Raw genomic sequence first — 16,388 nt, 5'->3', positions numbered from 1 at the left:
ACCGATGGCGGTAGACGCCGCACGAGGCAGGGACGCCCGTGCGATCGGCGAGGTCCCGTCACCGACGCGGGAGCAGCGCGCGGCGTACGGGAAGGCGGCGCGTCGCGGGACGCCCCGGGGCAGCCACGCGGAGTTCGTCCGGGATCCCGCGTGCCCGGATCCGCTGACCCTGCTGGCCGGACAGGACGCCGAGCGGGTGCCGGAACTGGTTCCGCTCCGCTACGGCCGGATGGCCGCCTCGGCGTTCAGCTACTTCCGGGGTGCGGCGCTCCCGATGGCGAGCGACCTCGCCGGCACGCCCCGGACCGGGCTGACCGCCCAGCTGTGCGGGGACGCCCACCTGGGCAACTTCGGGATGTTCGGCTCCCCCGAGCGGCGCCTGATCTTCGACATCAACGACTTCGACGAGACCGCCCCCGGGCCCTGGGAGTGGGACGTGAAGCGGCTCGCGGCGAGCCTGGAGGTCGCCGGGCGCGACAACGACGTCGGGGCGGGGCGGCGCCGGGACATCGTCGTCGCCGCGGTGGCGGCGTACCGGCACGCGATGCGCGACTTCGCCCGACGCCCCGCGCTGGAGGTCTGGTACGCCCTGGGCGACGTCGCCACGCTGCAGGCCGGGCTGGCACCCCGCCTCTCCGGGGCCCGGCGCGCGAAGCTGCGCGGCACCATCGCCAAGGCCTACACCCGCGACCACCTGGGATCGCTCGGACGGTTCGCCGGCGTCCGCGACGGCCGGCCGTGCATCGCCGCGGCCCCGCCGCTGATCACCCCGGTCCGTGACCTGGTCGTGGACGGTGCCGACGTGGCACAGGGCCTGCAGCGGGTCCTCGATCGCTACCGGGCGAACCTGGAGCCGGATCGGCGGGTCCTGCTCGACCGGTACCGGCTGGTCGACGTCGCCCGCAAGGTCGTCGGTGTCGGCAGCGTCGGCACCCGCACGTACATGGTCCTGCTGCTCGGGGACGACCCCGACGACGCGCTGTTCCTGCAGGCGAAGGAGGCCGGCCCGTCGGTCCTGGAACGGTTCCTCGGGCCGAGCGGGTTCGGCAACAACGGTGAGCGCATCGTCGTCGGGCAGCGGCTCGTCCAGACCGTCGGCGACATCTTCCTCAGCTGGGTGCGGGCGGAGGGCTTCGACGGTCGCGACCGCGACTTCCACCTGCGGCAGCTGCGGGACTGGAAGGGTTCCGCGGACATCGGGTCGATGGGCCCGCGGGAGCTGCAGGTCTACGGCGAGCTGTGCGGCTGGACCCTGGCCAAGGCGCACGCGCGTTCCGGTGACCGCATCGCCATCGCCGCCTACCTCGGTTCCGGCCCCGTCTTCGACCGGGCGGTGGCGGAGTTCGCCCGGGTCTACGCCGACCGCAACGAGCGTGACCACCGCGACCTGGTGGCGGCGATCGACGACGGCCGGATCGCCGCGGACCCCACGGGCGGGTAGGCGTCGCGGGTGTCCCTGCGCGACCGCTACGACCGCGTGCTGCTGCGCCACGGCGACGCGGTCCCGCTGCGCGTGTTCCGGCGGATGACCGCGATCGGCGGGTACGACCGTGCCCTCGCGTTGTCGGCGCAGGCGTTCGTCGCACTCGCCCCGCTCGTCATGACCGTGGCCGCGCTCGACCCGTCGGACGGTGCGGCCACCCGCGGGCTCGTGTCCGGTCTGGACCCCTCCGGGCAGGCGGGGGCGGCGCTGTCCGAGCTGTACACGCAGCCGCCGGGGGTGCAGCCGCTGACCGTGCTCGGGATGGTCCTGCTGGTGCTGTCGGTCCTGGGCTTCACCCGGACCCTGCAGCGGGTGTACCAGGCGTCCTGGGAGCTGCCGCCCCGCGGGGGACGCGGGTACGTGTACGGCCTGCTCGCCGCGGTCGCCCTGGTCGGTGAGTTCACCCTGCTCGCCTGCCTCGGGCCGGTGTTCGCCGGGATCCTGAACGACTCCTGGGCCGGGCTGCTCGTGCGGGCGGTGGCGGCGGTGCTGCTGTGGTGGCCGATCCTGTTCCTGCTGCTCGGCGGCCGCATCGGATGGTGGACGCTGCTGCCCGGCGCGGCCCTCACCGGCACCGGCCAGGTCGTGAATATGGCCTCGGGGCTCTACCTCCCGGTGGCCGTGGGCCGCGACGCCGCGCGCTACGGCACGGTGGGGGTCGCGGTGGCGGTGCTCTCCTGGCTGCTGGTGCTCGGGCTGCTGCTGGTCGGGTCCGCGGTCGTCAGCTCCGAGCTCGTCCGGTCGCGCGGCGCGACGGTTCGCTGATCGGGCTCGGCGGGCTCGTGATCGGGCTCGGTGGCGCCCGGGGTCGAGCGCAGCAGCGCGTCGGCCCAGCCGACCCGCGGGTCGATGTCGACCAGCACGGCCTTGCAGAACAGCGTCAGCGGGACGGCGAGGATCGCGCCGAGCGCACCGAGGAGCCAGGCCCAGAACATCAGGGACACGAACGTCACGGTGACCGAGAGGCCCACCGCGTCCCCGATGAAACGCGGCTGGATCAGTGACTGCACGACGAAGTTCAGCACCATGTAGACGACGATCACGGTGACCGCCAGCCCCGGCCCGCCGACGAACAGCGCCAGCAGCGCGGGCGGCACGACGCCGATGACGAAGCCGACGTTGGGGATGTAGTTGGTGATGAAGGCCAGCAGGCCCCAGGTGACGGCGAGCGGGACGCCCAGCAGGGCCAGCGCGATCGTGTCGAGCACCGCGACGATCAGTCCGAAGACCGTGGTCACGATCAGGTACTGCCGGGACCCGTGCGCGAACCGCTGCAGGGCGTCGGCGACGGGTTCCCGGTCGACGGCGATCGACGCGAGGCGTTCGCCGGCCCCGGAGGCCTCGAGCGCCAGGAACAGCAGCAGGGCCAGGAGGAAGACCAGGTTGGAGGCCAGCCCCGCCACGCTGCTGAGCAGGGAGCCCAGCAGTGCGGCCACCTTGCCGGGGTCCAGCGACTCGCGCGCTGCCGCGATCTGTTCCGGACCGATGCCCAGCTCGGCGAGCCGGGCCGAGCTCGAGTGGAGCATCGCGGTGGCCTGGCCGGTGTAGCGCGGCAGCTCGGTGGCGAGCTGGGCGATCGAGACGATGATGCCCAGCGCGAGCCCGATCATGATCGCGTAGATGGCCACGACGAGCACCAGCGTGCTCGCCCAGCCCGGCCAGCCCAGGCGGTGCAACCGGGTGCGGAGCGGCGCGATCGCGATCACGATGATCAGGGCGAGGGCCGCCGGGCCGATCAGCCACGCCACCGCCCGTGCCCCGGTCAGGACGATCACCATGGACGCCGCGCCGAGAAGGATGACCAGGGTGCGTGGCACGAGGGGCGCACGGCTCCCGGGTGCCGGCCGGCGCGGGACCACGGTGGACGAGCTCACGGGGCGGGACGGTAGGGAAGGTGCGGGGCCCCGGCCTCACCTTCCCGGGGTGATCCCGGGTGCGCGGCCGTTCGGAACGGCGCTCAGGAGGCGACGGCCTTCCGGGCCCCGGAGCCCTCGACCGCCGCGTCGAACTCGCGGTCGATCTCCTCGTTCGCGGTCCAGGTCAGCCGGCTCACGACGACGGCGAACAGCAGATTCACCGCGAACCCGGGGATGATCTCGTACAGCTCGGTGCCCGCGATCTCGGGACCGAAGGAGTCCCAGGCGAAGACCGTCACCGCGCCGGCGACCATCCCGGTCAGCGCGCCCCAGTTGGTGAGCCGGCGCCAGAACAGGCACAGCAGGATCGCCGGCCCGAACGATGCACCGAAGCCTGCCCAGGCGAAGCCGACCAGGTCGAGGATGGTGTCGCTGGGGTCGAGCGCGAGCAGGCCGGCGATCACCGCGACCCCCACCACGCACACCCGGCCGAGCAGCATCAGAGTGCGCGGCGAGGTCTCCCGGCCGAAGACCTTGTACAGGTCCTCGACGAACGCCGAGGAGCTGACGATCAGCTGGCTGGACACCGTGCTCATGATCGCGGCCAGGACCGCCGCGAACACGAACCCGACCACCAGCGGGTGCAGCAGGATCTGCGACATCGCCAGCACCACCAGCTCCGGGTTGTCCAGCGTGTTCCCGGTGCGGTGGAAGAACGCGATGCCGACGAGCCCGCAGGCGACCGCCCCGAGCAGGGAGACGGCCATCCAGCTGATCCCGATCCGGCGCGCCGCGGTGGCGGAGGCGGCGTCGCGCATGGCCATGAACCGCACGATGATGTGCGGCTGGCCGAAGTAGCCCAGGCCCCAGGCCGCGGCGGAGACGACGCCGAGCAGGGTCGTGGCCGACAGCGCCTCCCCGCCCAGCAGCGACAGCCGCGCGGGGTCGATCTCGCGGACCCCCGCGAGGGTCTCGCCCGGCCCGCCGATCGCACCGATGGCGACGACCGGCACGACCAGCAGTGCCAGCATCATCATCACGCCCTGCACGACGTCGGTCAGCGACGCCCCGAGGAAGCCGCCGATCACGGTGTAGGCCACGGTCACGACGGCGACGATCAGCATGCCGGTCAGGTACGAGCCACCGAACGCGAGCCCGAAGAACTCACCCCCGGCGACCAGCATGGACGAGACGTAGAAGGTGAAGAACACCAGGACGATGGCCCCCGAGGCGACCCGCAGGCTGCGCGAGGTGTCGTGCAGGCGATTCTCGAAGAAGCTCGGAATCGTGATCGAGTTCCGGGCGACCTCGGTGTAGGAGCGCAGCCGCGGGGCGACGTAGCGCCAGTTGAGGTACGCCCCGGCGGTCAGGCCGATGGCGATCCACGCCTCGACCAGGCCGGCGGCGTAGATCGCCCCGGGCAGACCCATCATCAGCCAGCCGGACATGTCCGACGCCCCGGCGCTCAGGGCCGCCGTCCCGGGTGGGAGCTGCCGCCCGGCCAGCATGTAGCCCTCGTGGTCGCTGGTCTGCCGGTAGGCGTACCAGCCGATGCCGATCATCACGGCGAAGTAGACGACGAGTGCACTGATCTGGAAGGTCTGGTCCGGCATCGGGAGCTCCTGTGCTCGTTCCGGCAGGGGGTCAGTGGTGGGCCGGCACGACGGCCGGTACGGCGTGGGGGTGCGGGGTCCCGAACCGGTGCGCGGTCACCGAGACGGCCTGCTCGCGCAGGAAGGTCAGCAGCTCGACCCGGCCCGCGCCGACGACCGGGCCGTCGTACACGGCCAGCGCGGGCGAGCCACCGGTGACGGCGGTGACCTCGTCGGCCGGGGCGCCGACCAGCCGGAGCCGGCCGCCCTCGACGCCGAGCCGGCGGGCGAGCGCGCGCCAGGCACCGGTGTCGTCGTGGCGGACCGAGGCCCCGAGCGCGACCAGTGCGTCGTGCAGCGCGGCGGGCAGCGGGCCGGCGGTGCTGACCGTCACCGGCGCGGACGCCCGTGCTCCGGCCGCGACGATCCGCAGCAGCTCGACCGCCCGGCCGCCGTCGTGGCGGACGGTGACCGGCATCGGGTGGTAGCGCAGCACGTTGTGCTCGCCGGTCAGCCCGGTCGCGTCCCGGGCGAGGCCGAACTCGTCCCGCCACGCCGTGACATCGGTACCCAGCGCGCCGGTCAGCCAGGCCAGGTCGTCGGCGCCGATCCCGGCCGCGCGGGCGCCCTGCAGCACCCGCTCGGTGAGCGCGTCGCCGGGGGAGCCGGCCGGGACGGGGGCGTCGGTCCACCCACCGAGCCCGGCCAGGTAGTTCGGGCCGCCGGCCTTGGCGCCGGTGCCGACGGCGGACTTCTTCCACCCGCCGAAGGGCTGGCGCTGCACGATCGCGCCGGTGATGCCCCGGTTCACGTAGAGGTTGCCCGCCTCGACGGTGCGCAGCCAGGTGTCGATCTCGTCGGGGTCCAGCGAGTGCAGGCCCGAGGTGAGGCCGTACTCGATCCGGTTCACCAGCGCGACCGCCTCCTCCAGGGTCTGCGCGGTCATGATCCCGAGCACCGGTCCGAAGTACTCGGTGAGGTGGTACTCCGACCCGGGCCGCACCCCCTCCCGCACGCCGGGGCGCCACAGCGTCCCGTCCTCGTCGAGCCGCTCGGGGGTGATCATCCAGCGCTCCCCGGGGCCGAGCGTGGTCAGGGCCGAGAGCAGCCCGCCCTGCGCCGGCCCGATCAGCGGGCCGACCTGGGTTCCCTCCTCCCAGGGCAGACCGACCCGCATCGAGGACACCGCGTCGGCGAGCTGGCGGCGGAACCGCGTCGAGGTCGCGACCGAGCCGACGAGCACGACCAGCGACGCGGCCGAGCACTTCTGACCGGCGTGCCCGAAGGCCGACCGGGCGACGTCGCGGGCGGCGAGGTCGAGGTCCGCGGCCGGGGTCACGATGATCGCGTTCTTTCCGCTGGTCTCGGCCAGCAGCGGCAGGTCGGGCCGCAGCGAGCGGAACAGCTCGGCGGTCTCGTAGGCGCCGGTGAGGATCACCCGCTCGACCGACGGGTGCGCGATCAGCTCCGGGCCGAGGTCGCCCTCGTCGAGGCGGACGTAGCGCAGCACGTCGCGCGGGACCCCGGCCGCCCACAGCGCCTCGGCCACCACGGCACCGCAGCGGTGCGCGGGGTCGGCCGGTTTGAGCACCACCGGTGACCCGGCGGCGAGCGCGGCCAGTGTGGACCCGGCCGGGATGGCGACCGGGAAGTTCCACGGCGGGGTCACCACGGTGAGCCGCGGCGGCTCGAACCGGGCACCCTCGACGGTCTCGAGCCTGCGGCCGGCCTCGGCGTAGTAGTGCGCGAAGTCGATGGCCTCGCTGACCTCCGGGTCGCCCTGCTCGAGCAGCTTCCCGCACTCCGAGCCCATGACCTCCAGCAGCTCGGCGCGCCGGGCGGCGAGCTCCTCCCCGGCCCGGTGCAGGATCGTGGCCCGCTCGTCGGCGCCGAGCGCGCGCCACGCCTCGCCCGCCGCCCGGGTGCCGGTCACGAGCTCCTCGAGCGCGCCGCGGGAGGTGACGACCCCGTCGGCGGCGGTCCGCTCACCGAGCGCGGAGTCGCGCATCCGGGAGCGGATCGCCGCGCCCCATCCCCGATTCGCCGCGACCGCGGTGTCGGTGTCCGGGGTGTTGACGAAGGGTGCCGCGCCGATCCACCTACCCGACGGCGCCGGACGCGTGCGGTCCTGCACCCGGTTCGGTGCGGGCGGTGCGACCGGCATCGCGGCGACCGAGGCGAGGAACCGCTGCTTCTCCCGCTCGAACAGGCCCGGGTCGGCGTCGAGGTCGAACGCGGCGGACATGTAGTTCTCGGACGAGGCCCCCTCCTCGAGCCGGCGGATCAGGTAGGCGATCGCGACGTCGAACTCGTCCGGGTGCACGACGGGGGTGTAGAGCAGCAGCGAACCGACGTCGGCGCGGACGGCCGCAGCCTGCGCGGTCGCCATGCCGAGCAGCATCTCGATCTCGACACCGTCCGTGCAATCCCGCCGCTGCGCGAGCAGCCAGGCCAGCGCGATGTCGAACAGGTTGTGCCCGGCGACGCCGATCCGCACCGCCGCGGTGTGCTCGGGCCGCAGCGCGTAGTCGAGCACGGCCTTGTACGAGGCGTCGGACTCCTGCTTGCTGCCGCAGGTCGCGAGCGGCCAGCCGTGCAGCTCCGCGTCGACCTGCTCCATCGGCAGGTTGGCGCCCTTGACCACCCGGACCTTGATCGGCGCGCCGCCGCCGGCGACCCGGGCCGCGGCCCACTCCTGCAGCCGGATCATCACCGACAGGGCGTCGGGCAGGTAGGCCTGCAGGACGATCCCGGCCTGCAGGTCGTGGAACTCGGGCCGGTCGAGCAGGGCGGTGAAGACGGCGAGGGTGAGGTCGAGGTCCTTGTACTCCTCCATGTCGAGGTTGAGGAACTTCGGCCCGCCGGGGGCCGTGCGGGCCACCCGGTACAGCGGGGCGAGTGCCTCGACGGCGTCGGCGACCGCCCGGTCGAACGACCACGGGTCGTGCGGCGACACGGTCGACGATACCTTGATCGACACGTAGTCGACGTCGTCGCGGAGGAGCAGCGCGCGGGTGCCCTCGACCCGGCGGGCCGCCTCGTCGTCGCCGAGGATCGCCTCACCGAGCAGGTTGATGTTGAGCCGGGCGTCGCCCTGGGAGCGGCGGATCCGTTCGATCGCCGGGCCGAGCCGGCGCTCGGAGGCGTCGACGAGCAGGTGGCGCACCATCCGGCGCAGCGACGCCTGCGCGAGCGGGACCACCACGCCGGGCAGCACCCGTCCCACCACCGCACCGGTCCGGACGGCGGCACGCAGCGGCCACGGCAGGAAGCGCGGGACGATCGGCACCAGCGACGCCAGGTTCCGGGCCGCCGCCCGCGGGTCCTCGGGGCGGATCACGCCGTCGACGAACCCGACGGTGAACGCCAGCCCGTTCGGATCGGCCAGTACACCGGCGAGCCGGCGGGCGGACGCGTCGACCGGCTCGTGCCGGGCCGCCTCCAGCCAGCGCCGGACGAGGGCGACGGCGTCGTCGGCCATCTCCTCGAGCGTGGGCTGCTGGTCGTCCACCGCGATCGCGTGGTCGGTGCTCATGTCCTCTCCCCGTCGTTCGGCGTGGTCCGTTCGGAGGAGAGTCCCAGCACTCACGCTTCGAGAACAGCGATGATTCGAGAAGGGTAGTGTTCGGAAGAACCGCACGGTTCGATGACGGGTGGTTCCCCGGGAGGACGAGCGACCATGTGGGACCTGCACCGGCTCCACCTGCTGCACGAACTCCGGCGCCGCGGCACCGTCACCGCGGTGGCGCGGACGCTGAACTACAGCCCGTCGAGCGTGTCCGCGCAGCTGGCCAAGCTGGAGGACGAGGTCGGTGTCCGGCTGCTCGAGCCGGACGGCCGCCGGATCCGGCTCACCGCGCACGGCGAGCGGGTCGCCCGGCACGCGGCGCAGGTGCTCGACCTGGAGGAACGGGTCCGCAGCGAGCTCGGTCCGGGGCACGCGGTCGCGGAGACGGTCCGGATCGCGACGCTGGAGACCACCGGACGCGCGCTGCTGCCCGCAGCGCTGACCCGGCTGCGGACCACGGCACCGCACCTGCGGGTGGAGGCCGCGGTCGTGCCGCCCGAGATCGGGCTGACCGAGCTGGAGGCCCGCGGGTTCGACCTGGCCATCGCCGAGCAGTACCCGGGCCACACCCGCGCGCACCGCGAACGGCTCGACCGGGAGACCCTCGGTACGGACCCGGTGCGGCTGGTGGTCCCGGCCGGCTCCGGGGTCGGCGGGCTGGCCGACGCCGGGACCCTGCCCTGGGTGCTGGAGCCGGAGGGGACCGCGGCACGCAACTGGGCGGTGCAGCAGTGCCGCGCGGCCGGGTTCGACCCGGACATCCGGTTCGACTCGGCGGACCTGGAGATCCACGTGCACCTGGTGCGGGCCGGGCACGCCGTCGGGCTGCTGCCCGATCTGGTGTGGACCGGCAACACCGAGGGCGTCCGGCTGATCGAGCTGCCCGGTCCGTCGCACCGGGAGCTGTTCACCTCGGTCCGGAGCGCGGCGGCGTCCCGGCCCGCGGTCCGGGCGGTCCGGGCCGCCCTCGCCGAGGCGTTCGAGGCCGTCGGGCGGGCCCGGCCGGCCGCGCCGTCCCGGGGCGAGCGCGGACAGCCGGCCGGCCCCACCGCGCTCACATGAAGTTACGGGTGTGCAGCGCCGACAGCTCGGCCGCCTCGTCGGGCGGAAAGCCGAGCCGGGCCAGGCGTTGCCGCCGTCCCTCGTCCATGGCGTGGTGGAGCTCCTGCACGGCGTCGTGACCGCGGGCGATCGCCTCCGGGGTCCAGGCTCCGGCGGCCAGCACGACGAGCGCGTCGAACACGTCGGCGTTGAGTCCGGCGGTGTCGGCGAGCGCGTCGTGCCGACGTTCGATCGCGGTGCGCAGCTTCCCGCGCAACGACGGATCGACGCCGCTCTGGTGCTCCAGATGGGCGACGCCGAACGCGACGTGCCGGGCCTCGTCGACCCGGGCCAGGTGGGTGATCTGCGCGGTGACCGGGTCCGGGGCGTGCCGCTCGAGGAAGGCCAGCAGCGAGAGGAAGCTGCCCTCCCCGAGGACCGAGAGCAGGAACGACGCCAGCGAGAAGTCCGGCTCGGCGAGCAGCGTCGCCAGCGACGAGCGTCCCCCGGCCGAGGAGGTCCCCATCCGCCCGCCGTGCAGGAGGGCCCGCCGGGTGAAGACGTCCATGTGCCGCGCCTCGTCGGCGGCCTGCACGGCGAGCAGCTGCTGGACCTCCCGGAAGTGCGGGTGGACGCGGGCGAGCAGGCCGGCCGGGACGACGAGGGCGGCCTGCTCGTTCTCCACCAGGTAGGTCATGACCTGCACGACGGCCGCCTCGACCTCGGCGGGCACGTCGGTGGTCGCGTCCCAGTCGACCGCGGTGGCCGGATCCCACTGCGCGGCAGCGGCGTGCGCGTAGAGCCGCGGCGCCAGGTCGGCCCAGACGACGTCGCGGTCGTCGACGTCGAAGCGCACGTCGGGGCCGCCGGCCTCGACGAGTGCACCACGGGCGGCGAGACCCCAGTGCGCCGGCGGCCGGGCCACGATCCCGTCCGGCCCGGGGCCGCCGGCGCGCTCGGCGCCGGCCCACCGGTCGGTCTCCGCGGAACCGCGGGCCAGCTCCCAGGTGGCGGTGCGGCCGGTGACCGCGGAGAACCCGTGCCCCTCCCGGCGGGCCCAGGCCCGCAGGTGCACTCCGAGAGCGGGGTCGCCGCCGGTGACGGTGATCCGGCCGCCGACCGGCACCCCGTGCAGCGCCCGCCGGACGAGGAGGTGGGCGCCCCGCTCGAACCCCAGGACACCGAGGTCGAGCGGGGCGCCCGGGTGGTGCTGCTCGGTCACGGGTCGTACTCCCGGGCGGTGACCGTGCCGGCGGCGTCGTAGAAGCCGGTCTCGTCGACGGCCCGGGCGAGCGGGCCGAAACCGCTCGTGCGTCCCGGGACCCACTGCTTGAGTCCTTCGAGGTCGAGCAGCGGCCGCACCTGCGGGTCCGCATAGGACATCGACAGCAGCAGCCGGACGAACTCGTCGGCCTCGTCGGCGGGTGCGGTGTCGACGATCGCCATCGTGCAGTGGTCGTAGACGCCGGTCTGGGCGAGCACGCGGGTCGACCCGGCCGGGAGCGTGCCCTCCTGACCGAACAGCAGGTGGTTGCCGTCGATCATGCAGGCGGCGTCGATCTCCCCGGCGACCAGCGCGCGGGCGGCGTCGCGTTCCCCGCCGATGTGGTCGCCGTGCAGCCCCACCCCGACGTCGAAGCGCCGCACCCGCACGTCGTCGAGACCGGAGTGCCGCAGGAACGACAACGGGATCAGCGTCGACTGGGGCGAGTCGACTGCCCCCACGCCGACCGTCCCGCCGGCGAGGTCGCCCGGCGTGGTCGCCGGCGAGTCGGCGCGGACGACGACGACCGAGGTGAGGTCCTGGTCGGTGTCGCGCATGACCGCCGACCGGACCGTCCGGCCCCGCGCGGCGGCGAGCCGCTCGGTCCGCAGCCAGGCCAGCGGCGAGTTCCACGCGGCGTGGATCCGGCCGTCGGCGAGGTCCTCGACCTGCCGCTCGTAGTGCGAGTACAGGACGTAGTCGAAGTCCAGGCCCTGGCCGCGCAGCCACTGCCGGAACCCGTCCCAGATGGTGAGGACCTTGGGGTCGTAGGCGACCCCGCCCATGATCAGCGTCATCACGCACCCCCGAACAGCGGCAGGCCGAGCGCGGCGCGACCGACGAAGTCGTGCAGTGCCTCGGTGGTCGGCGCCATCACCCGCGCCGCGAGGGCGTCGCGGTAGCGGCGTTCGATGCCGAGCTCCTTGCGGAAGGCCGCGCCGCCGCACAGCCGCATCACCCCGTCGGCGACCTCGGCCGCCGCCTCGGCGGCGACCGCCTTGACCTGCAGGACCCGCAGGGTGGCGTCCTCCCGGCCGGTGCCCAGGGCGGTGAGCGTGTCGGACAGGAACGCGCGGGTCAGGTCGACCCGGGTCCGCAGGGCCGCGAACGCGTGCCGGCTGGTGGGCTGCTCGGCCAGGGTCTGGTCGAGGTGCTCGAGGCGGGAGTTCCGCAGGTGCCCGGCGGCCTCCTCGACGAGGGCCTCCATCAGCCCCAGCGAGACCGCGGCGTTGCCCACCAGGAACGTGGGCAGCACGCTCCCCAGCGCGATGTCCAGCCCGTCGCCGTCGTCACCGAGCCGGGCGGAGGCGTCGACGAGCGCGCCGTCGGCGACGACGGGCAGGGAGGCGTTGGCGCGCAGCCCGAACCCGTCGAACTCCCCGGCGACCTCGACGCCCGGCGTGGCCGCGGGGATCAGCCACAACGTCATCGGGCCCTCGGCGGAGACCGGACGGCTCGACCAGACGTAGCTGTCGGCCTCGCCGGCCGCGCTCACCCAGCTCTTCGCGGCGTCCAGGCGGACCCGGTCACCGGCGGCGGTCGCGGTGCTCACCGGGACCCAGAAGTGGCTGCGGGAACCGCGTTCGGAGAACGCCAGCGTGCTCAGGTGCTCCCCGGCGGCGACCGCGCGGCGGACGTCGTCGGGGCCGTGGGCCTCGATCACCGACACGGCGGCGTAGTGCATCAGCACGATCATCGCGACCGAGGCGTCGGCGCGGGCGATCCGCTCCACGGTCGCGGCGACGTCGGCGAGCGAACCGCCGGAACCGCCGACCTCGGGGGCACTGAGCAGGCCCAGGGTTCCGGCGCCGGCCAGCGCGTCGATGCTCGGGCGGGGGAACACCCCGGTGCGGTCGGTCTCCGCAGCGTGCGGAGAGATCGTTCGTTCGGCCACGTCGGCCAGGGCAGACGACGGGATGGCAGCAGTGGTCACGAGCGCTCCTCCTGAAGGATCGCGGGTGGCGATCGCGACGGAGTGGAGAGCTCAGCTCGATCCCGGTGCGCCGTCACGACCGTGTGGGGGCCGCCCGACCGGACGGCGTTGGGGGACGGCTCAACGACGGCGGAACACGGTCCCTCCCTCCGGTCGCAGGCGGACCTCGGCGCGACGGCGCGCACGCGCTGCCAGCATCGGTCGTGCCGGTGACGGCGGCAATCCGGAGATCGGGTCACATCGGACGGTCGCGGGTGCGGTGGCGGTCGTCGGGCTCGCCGGGACGGCGTCAGCAGTTCGGGTCGTGGTTGTCCCGTCCCTGCATGCAGGGCTCGCCGTGGCTGTTCTTCGGACCGTCGGTCCGGCCCTCGTAGTAGCCGTGCTCCGGCGACCACTCCCGTCCGACGGTCGGACCGGTGTAGGGCAACGCCCCGGTAGCAGCAGCCCCGGTAGCAGCAGCCCCGGAAGCAGCAGCCCCGGAACCGGCAGCCCCGGAACCGGAGGTCATCGCATCGGGGCAGTCGCGCTCACCGGGCAGGCACGGGGTCTCACCACGGTCGACCCACGACGGCCAGCTCCCGCAGGCGACGACGTAGTCGCTCGGGTCGCCGTGGTTGCGTGACTGCCACCAGGCGCGATCCTCGCACCGGTCGGTGGAGCCGTCCGTGCTCGTCGGCTCCGGCCGGGGCTCCGGGAGCGGAAAATCGGGGACGACCCGGGCCGGCAGCGGCGGTGCCGGAACGAGGTCGGCCACCACCGGAGCGGCAGTGGTGGGGGCGGGGGTCTCGGCCGCGAGCTGCAGGCTCGACGACTCCTGGGCGAACGAGAGCGTGCCGGCGACGACGAGCGCGGCGACGAGGGTCGTCGCCGCGACGCTCCGCAGGGCGACGCGCCAGAGGGCGGTGCTCCACGGGCCGGGGCTCCACGGGAAGGGGCGGCGGACGGAATCCCTTCGGCGGCGGTGCGAGGCCATCGTCCGGTCTCCACTCGGTCCGGGCCGCCCGATACGACCCACCCGCCCACTCCATCGCGGCGACCGGAGCAACGTTAGACCGCCGATCGGTCACTCATCGGAAGTGATGACGGGACCATGCCGCGACGCCCGGGCGGTGGGGGCGTGGCGGTGGTGCCCCGCACCGCCACGCCCCGCCTCATCCACCACATGCGGTGCCGTCACGGGCACCGCGATCACGGAGTCTCTCCGTGCACACCGGGTTCCCCGGAATCGGCGCCTCACACCCACGGGCGGCGGATTCCGGCGCCGGGCGCGTCAGCTCAGCGCGCCGCGCACGTCGAGGTCGCGGAAGGTCGGGCCGTCGTCGCAGAGCTTGCTCAGGCGGTCGGCGAACGCGGCCGTGGCCGGGTGCCCGGAGTTGGTGGCGGCGCTGTCGGCGTCGGTGAAACCGACGATCGCGACGTAGTGGTCGGGCCGGTCGCGCTCGGCGGTGTAGAGCGCCCACCGCACGGTGCGGGCGTCCCCGATCGCGTCGGTCCACTCGTGGTCGGCGGCGACGACGTCGTCGATCCGGCCGGTCCCGATCTCGATCAGCTGCACGAACGAGCCCTCGGCCATCGCGGCGTCCGCCGCGGGCGCGAGCGCGGCGCGCATCCCGGTGCGGAGGGCCTCGTCGTCGGTGTGGCCGTGGACGTCGACCGCGTGCGCGACACCCGCGCGCAGCACCTCCTCGGCCTCCCCGCTGAGGGTCAGGCTGCATCCGCTGTCGCTGGGCATCTTCCGGCAGTCGAGCGTCATCCGGGCCATGATCGGCTCCTGGTCGTCGCGGTGGTGGCCGGTTCGAACGTATCACCAGGAAACCGAGCAGCTAGGTAACCTAATCAATATGGACGACGACGTGGCCCTCACGCGGGCGGTGCGGGATCTTGTCGTGGCGGGCGAGCGATACCGGCTCGCGGCCGGCCGGTCCCGGCAGCTGGACCCGACCCGGCTCAGCGCGCTCGGGCAGCTCTTCCACGACGGCCCGTGCACCCCGACCGGGATCGCCCGGAACCTGGGGGTGAGCACCGCGTCCGCGACCGAGCTGCTCGACAAGCTCGAACGGGCCGGGCACGTGCGACGTCGGGCGCACCCCACCGACCGTCGCAAGCTGCTGGTCGAGCTCACCATGAGCGGGCACGAGCTGGTGACCGGCGCCTACCGGGACTTCGCCGAGCGGCTGGTACCCGCCCTGCCGGCCACGGGGCGCCCGCAGCTGTTGGGCTTCCTGCGGGCGGCGGGTGAGGCGCTCGCGCCCCGGCCGTGACGTAGGTCGGCCGCGGCGACCGGAGGTGCCGTGCCGGGACGGCGAAGGTCCCCCCGCCCGAGGGCGAGGGGACCTCTCCTGCACTGCCCGGGATGGTGCGTGACTACCTCGGGTCCGGGCAGGGGGCACGAGGGAGGTGGGCGGGTGGACCGTCAGTTGTTCCAGGACACGGCGTTGCCGAACAGCATGCCGTCGTAGGTGAGCGTGTAGGCACCGGTCTGGGTGCCCTTCGTGTCGAAGCAGACCTGGCCGGAGGTCGTGCCCCCCGGCGCGAGCTGGCCGGAAGCCAGTGTGTTCTCGCCGCTGATGCCGGGCGCGGTGATCGCGCCCGCCGGGTCCTGCAGCTTCCAGTCGAAGGTGTTGTACGGCGCCTGTGCAGTGCCGTTGTTGAGGTAGGTGACCTCGGCGCACTTCATGGCCATGCCGAACTGGGTCCGGTCGGTCAGCGGTCCGGCGGTCAGCTGCAGGTCGCCCGAGGTGAGGGTGTCACCGGGGTTGCCGGTCGCCGTCGGGGTGCCGGCAGTCGCCGGAGACGCCGGGGCGGCCGGCAGGTTCGAGACCGCTGAGGTGAACGCGGAGGCGTACACCACGCAGATGACCAGACCGATCAGCGACAGGACCGCGCCGGCGATGGCGACACCGCCGTTGGTGGCCTTCCCGGACCTCGAGCGGAGGAATCCGATGATGCCGAAGATCAGACCGAGGATAACCAGAGGCCAGGCGACCACCCCGATGAACGGGATGAACGAGAACAGCGCGCCCAGGATGCCGAGAACGAGCGCGGTCGTGCCGAACCCGTTCTTCGGGGCGGGCGGCTGCGGGGCCCAGCCCTGGGGCGGCTGCTGCTGGTAGGGCTGGGGCGGGATGGGCCGGTACTCCGGCTCGCGTGAGGTAGTCACGCCAACTCTGTCGCGCTGTCGACCCGGTTGTTTCTCGCCGGGGCGACGGATCATCCACTTTGATGAGAGGCCGCGCCGCTGGGCTACTCCGGCCAGTCCGAGTTCCGGATGACCTCGACGAAGTCCCCGCGGACGAATCCGGGCACGAAGTGGGCGAGCACGTCGGCCTTGACGTTGCCGAAGGTGGTCTCCGGGCGGTCCCGGATGCCCTCGGTGAACGCGGCCAGGATGCGGTTCTTGAAGTCCGGGCGGGGATGGGCCTCGACCACCGCAGCGCGCTGCTGCTCGGAGAGCGCGTGGTAGCCGATGCCGAGCACGTCGAGCTCCACACCCCGGGTGAGCAGGGCGATCTCGGGTGCCATGTGCAGCGGGATCTCCGGGGTGGTGTGCAGCGCGATCGCGGTCCACACCCGGTCCGCGCTGTCGCCGGTGATGCCGTGGCCGTGCAGGAAGCGGCGGGCCTCGTCGGCGCCGTCGATCTCGAAGCGCTG

General features: G+C 73.7%; 12 protein-coding genes and 1 pseudogene. 3 read left to right on the top strand and 10 right to left on the bottom strand.

Going from position 1 to position 16,388, the window contains the following annotated elements; all coding sequences use genetic code 11:
• Window positions 1-4 precede the first annotated feature (4 nt).
• Window positions 5-1,441, top strand: a complete 1,437-nt coding sequence (locus tag BM093_RS11645) for a DUF2252 domain-containing protein (protein ID WP_093341487.1) — start codon at window positions 5-7, stop codon at window positions 1,439-1,441.
• A 683-nt stretch (window positions 1,442-2,124) separates the two neighbouring features.
• On the opposite strand, the gene BM093_RS11635 is transcribed toward BM093_RS11645, so the two are convergent.
• The 3 genes from BM093_RS11635 to BM093_RS11625 form a co-directional block, all read right to left on the bottom strand.
• Window positions 2,125-3,357, bottom strand: coding sequence for an AI-2E family transporter (locus BM093_RS11635; RefSeq protein WP_245773464.1), 1,233 nt, complete (start codon window positions 3,355-3,357; stop codon window positions 2,125-2,127).
• 83 nt (window positions 3,358-3,440) lie between these two features.
• A complete protein-coding gene (gene putP, locus BM093_RS11630; RefSeq protein WP_093341482.1) occupies window positions 3,441-4,952 on the bottom strand; it encodes a sodium/proline symporter PutP in 1,512 nt (503 codons plus the stop codon).
• Window positions 4,953-4,983: 31 nt separating this feature from the next.
• The gene (locus tag BM093_RS11625) at window positions 4,984-8,466 is read right to left on the bottom strand and encodes a bifunctional proline dehydrogenase/L-glutamate gamma-semialdehyde dehydrogenase (protein WP_093341480.1); all 3,483 of its coding nucleotides are present in this window, start codon (window positions 8,464-8,466) and stop codon (window positions 4,984-4,986) included.
• Window positions 8,467-8,610: 144 nt separating this feature from the next.
• Here BM093_RS11625 and BM093_RS11620 point away from each other — a divergent pair, with 144 nt between their 5' ends.
• Window positions 8,611-9,561 (top strand): LysR family transcriptional regulator, encoded by a 951-nt coding sequence (locus BM093_RS11620; protein ID WP_093341478.1) that lies wholly within the window; start codon window positions 8,611-8,613, stop codon window positions 9,559-9,561.
• Here the strand turns inward: BM093_RS11620 and BM093_RS11615 are convergent.
• The 5 genes from BM093_RS11615 to BM093_RS11595 form a co-directional block, all read right to left on the bottom strand.
• Window positions 9,554-10,762, bottom strand: a complete 1,209-nt coding sequence (locus BM093_RS11615) for a ferritin-like domain-containing protein (RefSeq protein ID WP_093341476.1) — start codon at window positions 10,760-10,762, stop codon at window positions 9,554-9,556. The two genes, BM093_RS11620 and BM093_RS11615, sit on opposite strands and share 8 nt — an antisense overlap.
• Window positions 10,759-11,601 (bottom strand): phosphate/phosphite/phosphonate ABC transporter substrate-binding protein, encoded by an 843-nt coding sequence (locus tag BM093_RS11610; RefSeq protein ID WP_218162741.1) that lies wholly within the window; start codon window positions 11,599-11,601, stop codon window positions 10,759-10,761. The genes BM093_RS11615 and BM093_RS11610 overlap by 4 nt, the downstream gene beginning before the upstream one ends.
• Window positions 11,601-12,737, bottom strand: a complete 1,137-nt coding sequence (locus BM093_RS11605; protein WP_245773463.1) for an acyl-CoA dehydrogenase family protein — start codon at window positions 12,735-12,737, stop codon at window positions 11,601-11,603. Before BM093_RS11605 ends, BM093_RS11610 begins: the two co-directional genes overlap by 1 nt.
• 289 nt (window positions 12,738-13,026) lie before the next feature.
• On the bottom strand, window positions 13,027-13,710 hold the full coding sequence (locus tag BM093_RS11600; protein ID WP_093341473.1) for a hypothetical protein: 684 nt from the start codon (window positions 13,708-13,710) through the stop codon (window positions 13,027-13,029).
• Window positions 13,711-14,007: 297 nt separating this feature from the next.
• Window positions 14,008-14,499 (bottom strand): DUF1059 domain-containing protein, encoded by a 492-nt coding sequence (locus BM093_RS11595; protein WP_093341471.1) that lies wholly within the window; start codon window positions 14,497-14,499, stop codon window positions 14,008-14,010.
• Between the two features lie 79 nt (window positions 14,500-14,578).
• Here BM093_RS11595 and BM093_RS11590 point away from each other — a divergent pair, with 79 nt between their 5' ends.
• A complete protein-coding gene (locus BM093_RS11590) occupies window positions 14,579-14,998 on the top strand; it encodes a MarR family transcriptional regulator (protein ID WP_093341469.1) in 420 nt (139 codons plus the stop codon).
• A gap of 152 nt (window positions 14,999-15,150) precedes the next feature.
• On the opposite strand, the gene BM093_RS11585 is transcribed toward BM093_RS11590, so the two are convergent.
• Complete coding sequence (locus BM093_RS11585; RefSeq protein WP_093341467.1) at window positions 15,151-15,897, bottom strand: DUF4190 domain-containing protein; 747 nt, start codon at window positions 15,895-15,897, stop codon at window positions 15,151-15,153.
• 83 nt (window positions 15,898-15,980) lie between these two features.
• Window positions 15,981-16,388 (bottom strand): annotated as a pseudogene (locus BM093_RS11580) (HD domain-containing protein); the annotation flags it as partial.

Origin of the sequence: Pseudonocardia ammonioxydans (assembly GCF_900115005.1) — a bacterium.
GTDB lineage: Bacteria > Actinomycetota > Actinomycetes > Mycobacteriales > Pseudonocardiaceae > Pseudonocardia > Pseudonocardia ammonioxydans.
This window is presented reverse-complemented; position numbering and strand designations above follow the sequence as displayed.

Bases quoted from the DNA above. Each gene is read 5' to 3' on its own strand.
- BM093_RS11645 (WP_093341487.1), top strand. From the start codon at position 5: ATGGCGGTAGACGCCGCACGAGGCAGGGACGCCCGTGCGATCGGCGAG.
- putP (WP_093341482.1), bottom strand. From the start codon at position 4,952: ATGCCGGACCAGACCTTCCAGATCAGTGCACTCGTCGTCTACTTCGCC.
- BM093_RS11625 (WP_093341480.1), bottom strand. From the start codon at position 8,466: ATGAGCACCGACCACGCGATCGCGGTGGACGACCAGCAGCCCACGCTC.
- BM093_RS11620 (WP_093341478.1), top strand. From the start codon at position 8,611: ATGTGGGACCTGCACCGGCTCCACCTGCTGCACGAACTCCGGCGCCGC.
- BM093_RS11610 (WP_218162741.1), bottom strand. From the start codon at position 11,601: ATGACGCTGATCATGGGCGGGGTCGCCTACGACCCCAAGGTCCTCACC.
- BM093_RS11600 (WP_093341473.1), bottom strand. From the start codon at position 13,710: ATGGCCTCGCACCGCCGCCGAAGGGATTCCGTCCGCCGCCCCTTCCCG.
- BM093_RS11595 (WP_093341471.1), bottom strand. From the start codon at position 14,499: ATGGCCCGGATGACGCTCGACTGCCGGAAGATGCCCAGCGACAGCGGA.
- BM093_RS11590 (WP_093341469.1), top strand. From the start codon at position 14,579: ATGGACGACGACGTGGCCCTCACGCGGGCGGTGCGGGATCTTGTCGTG.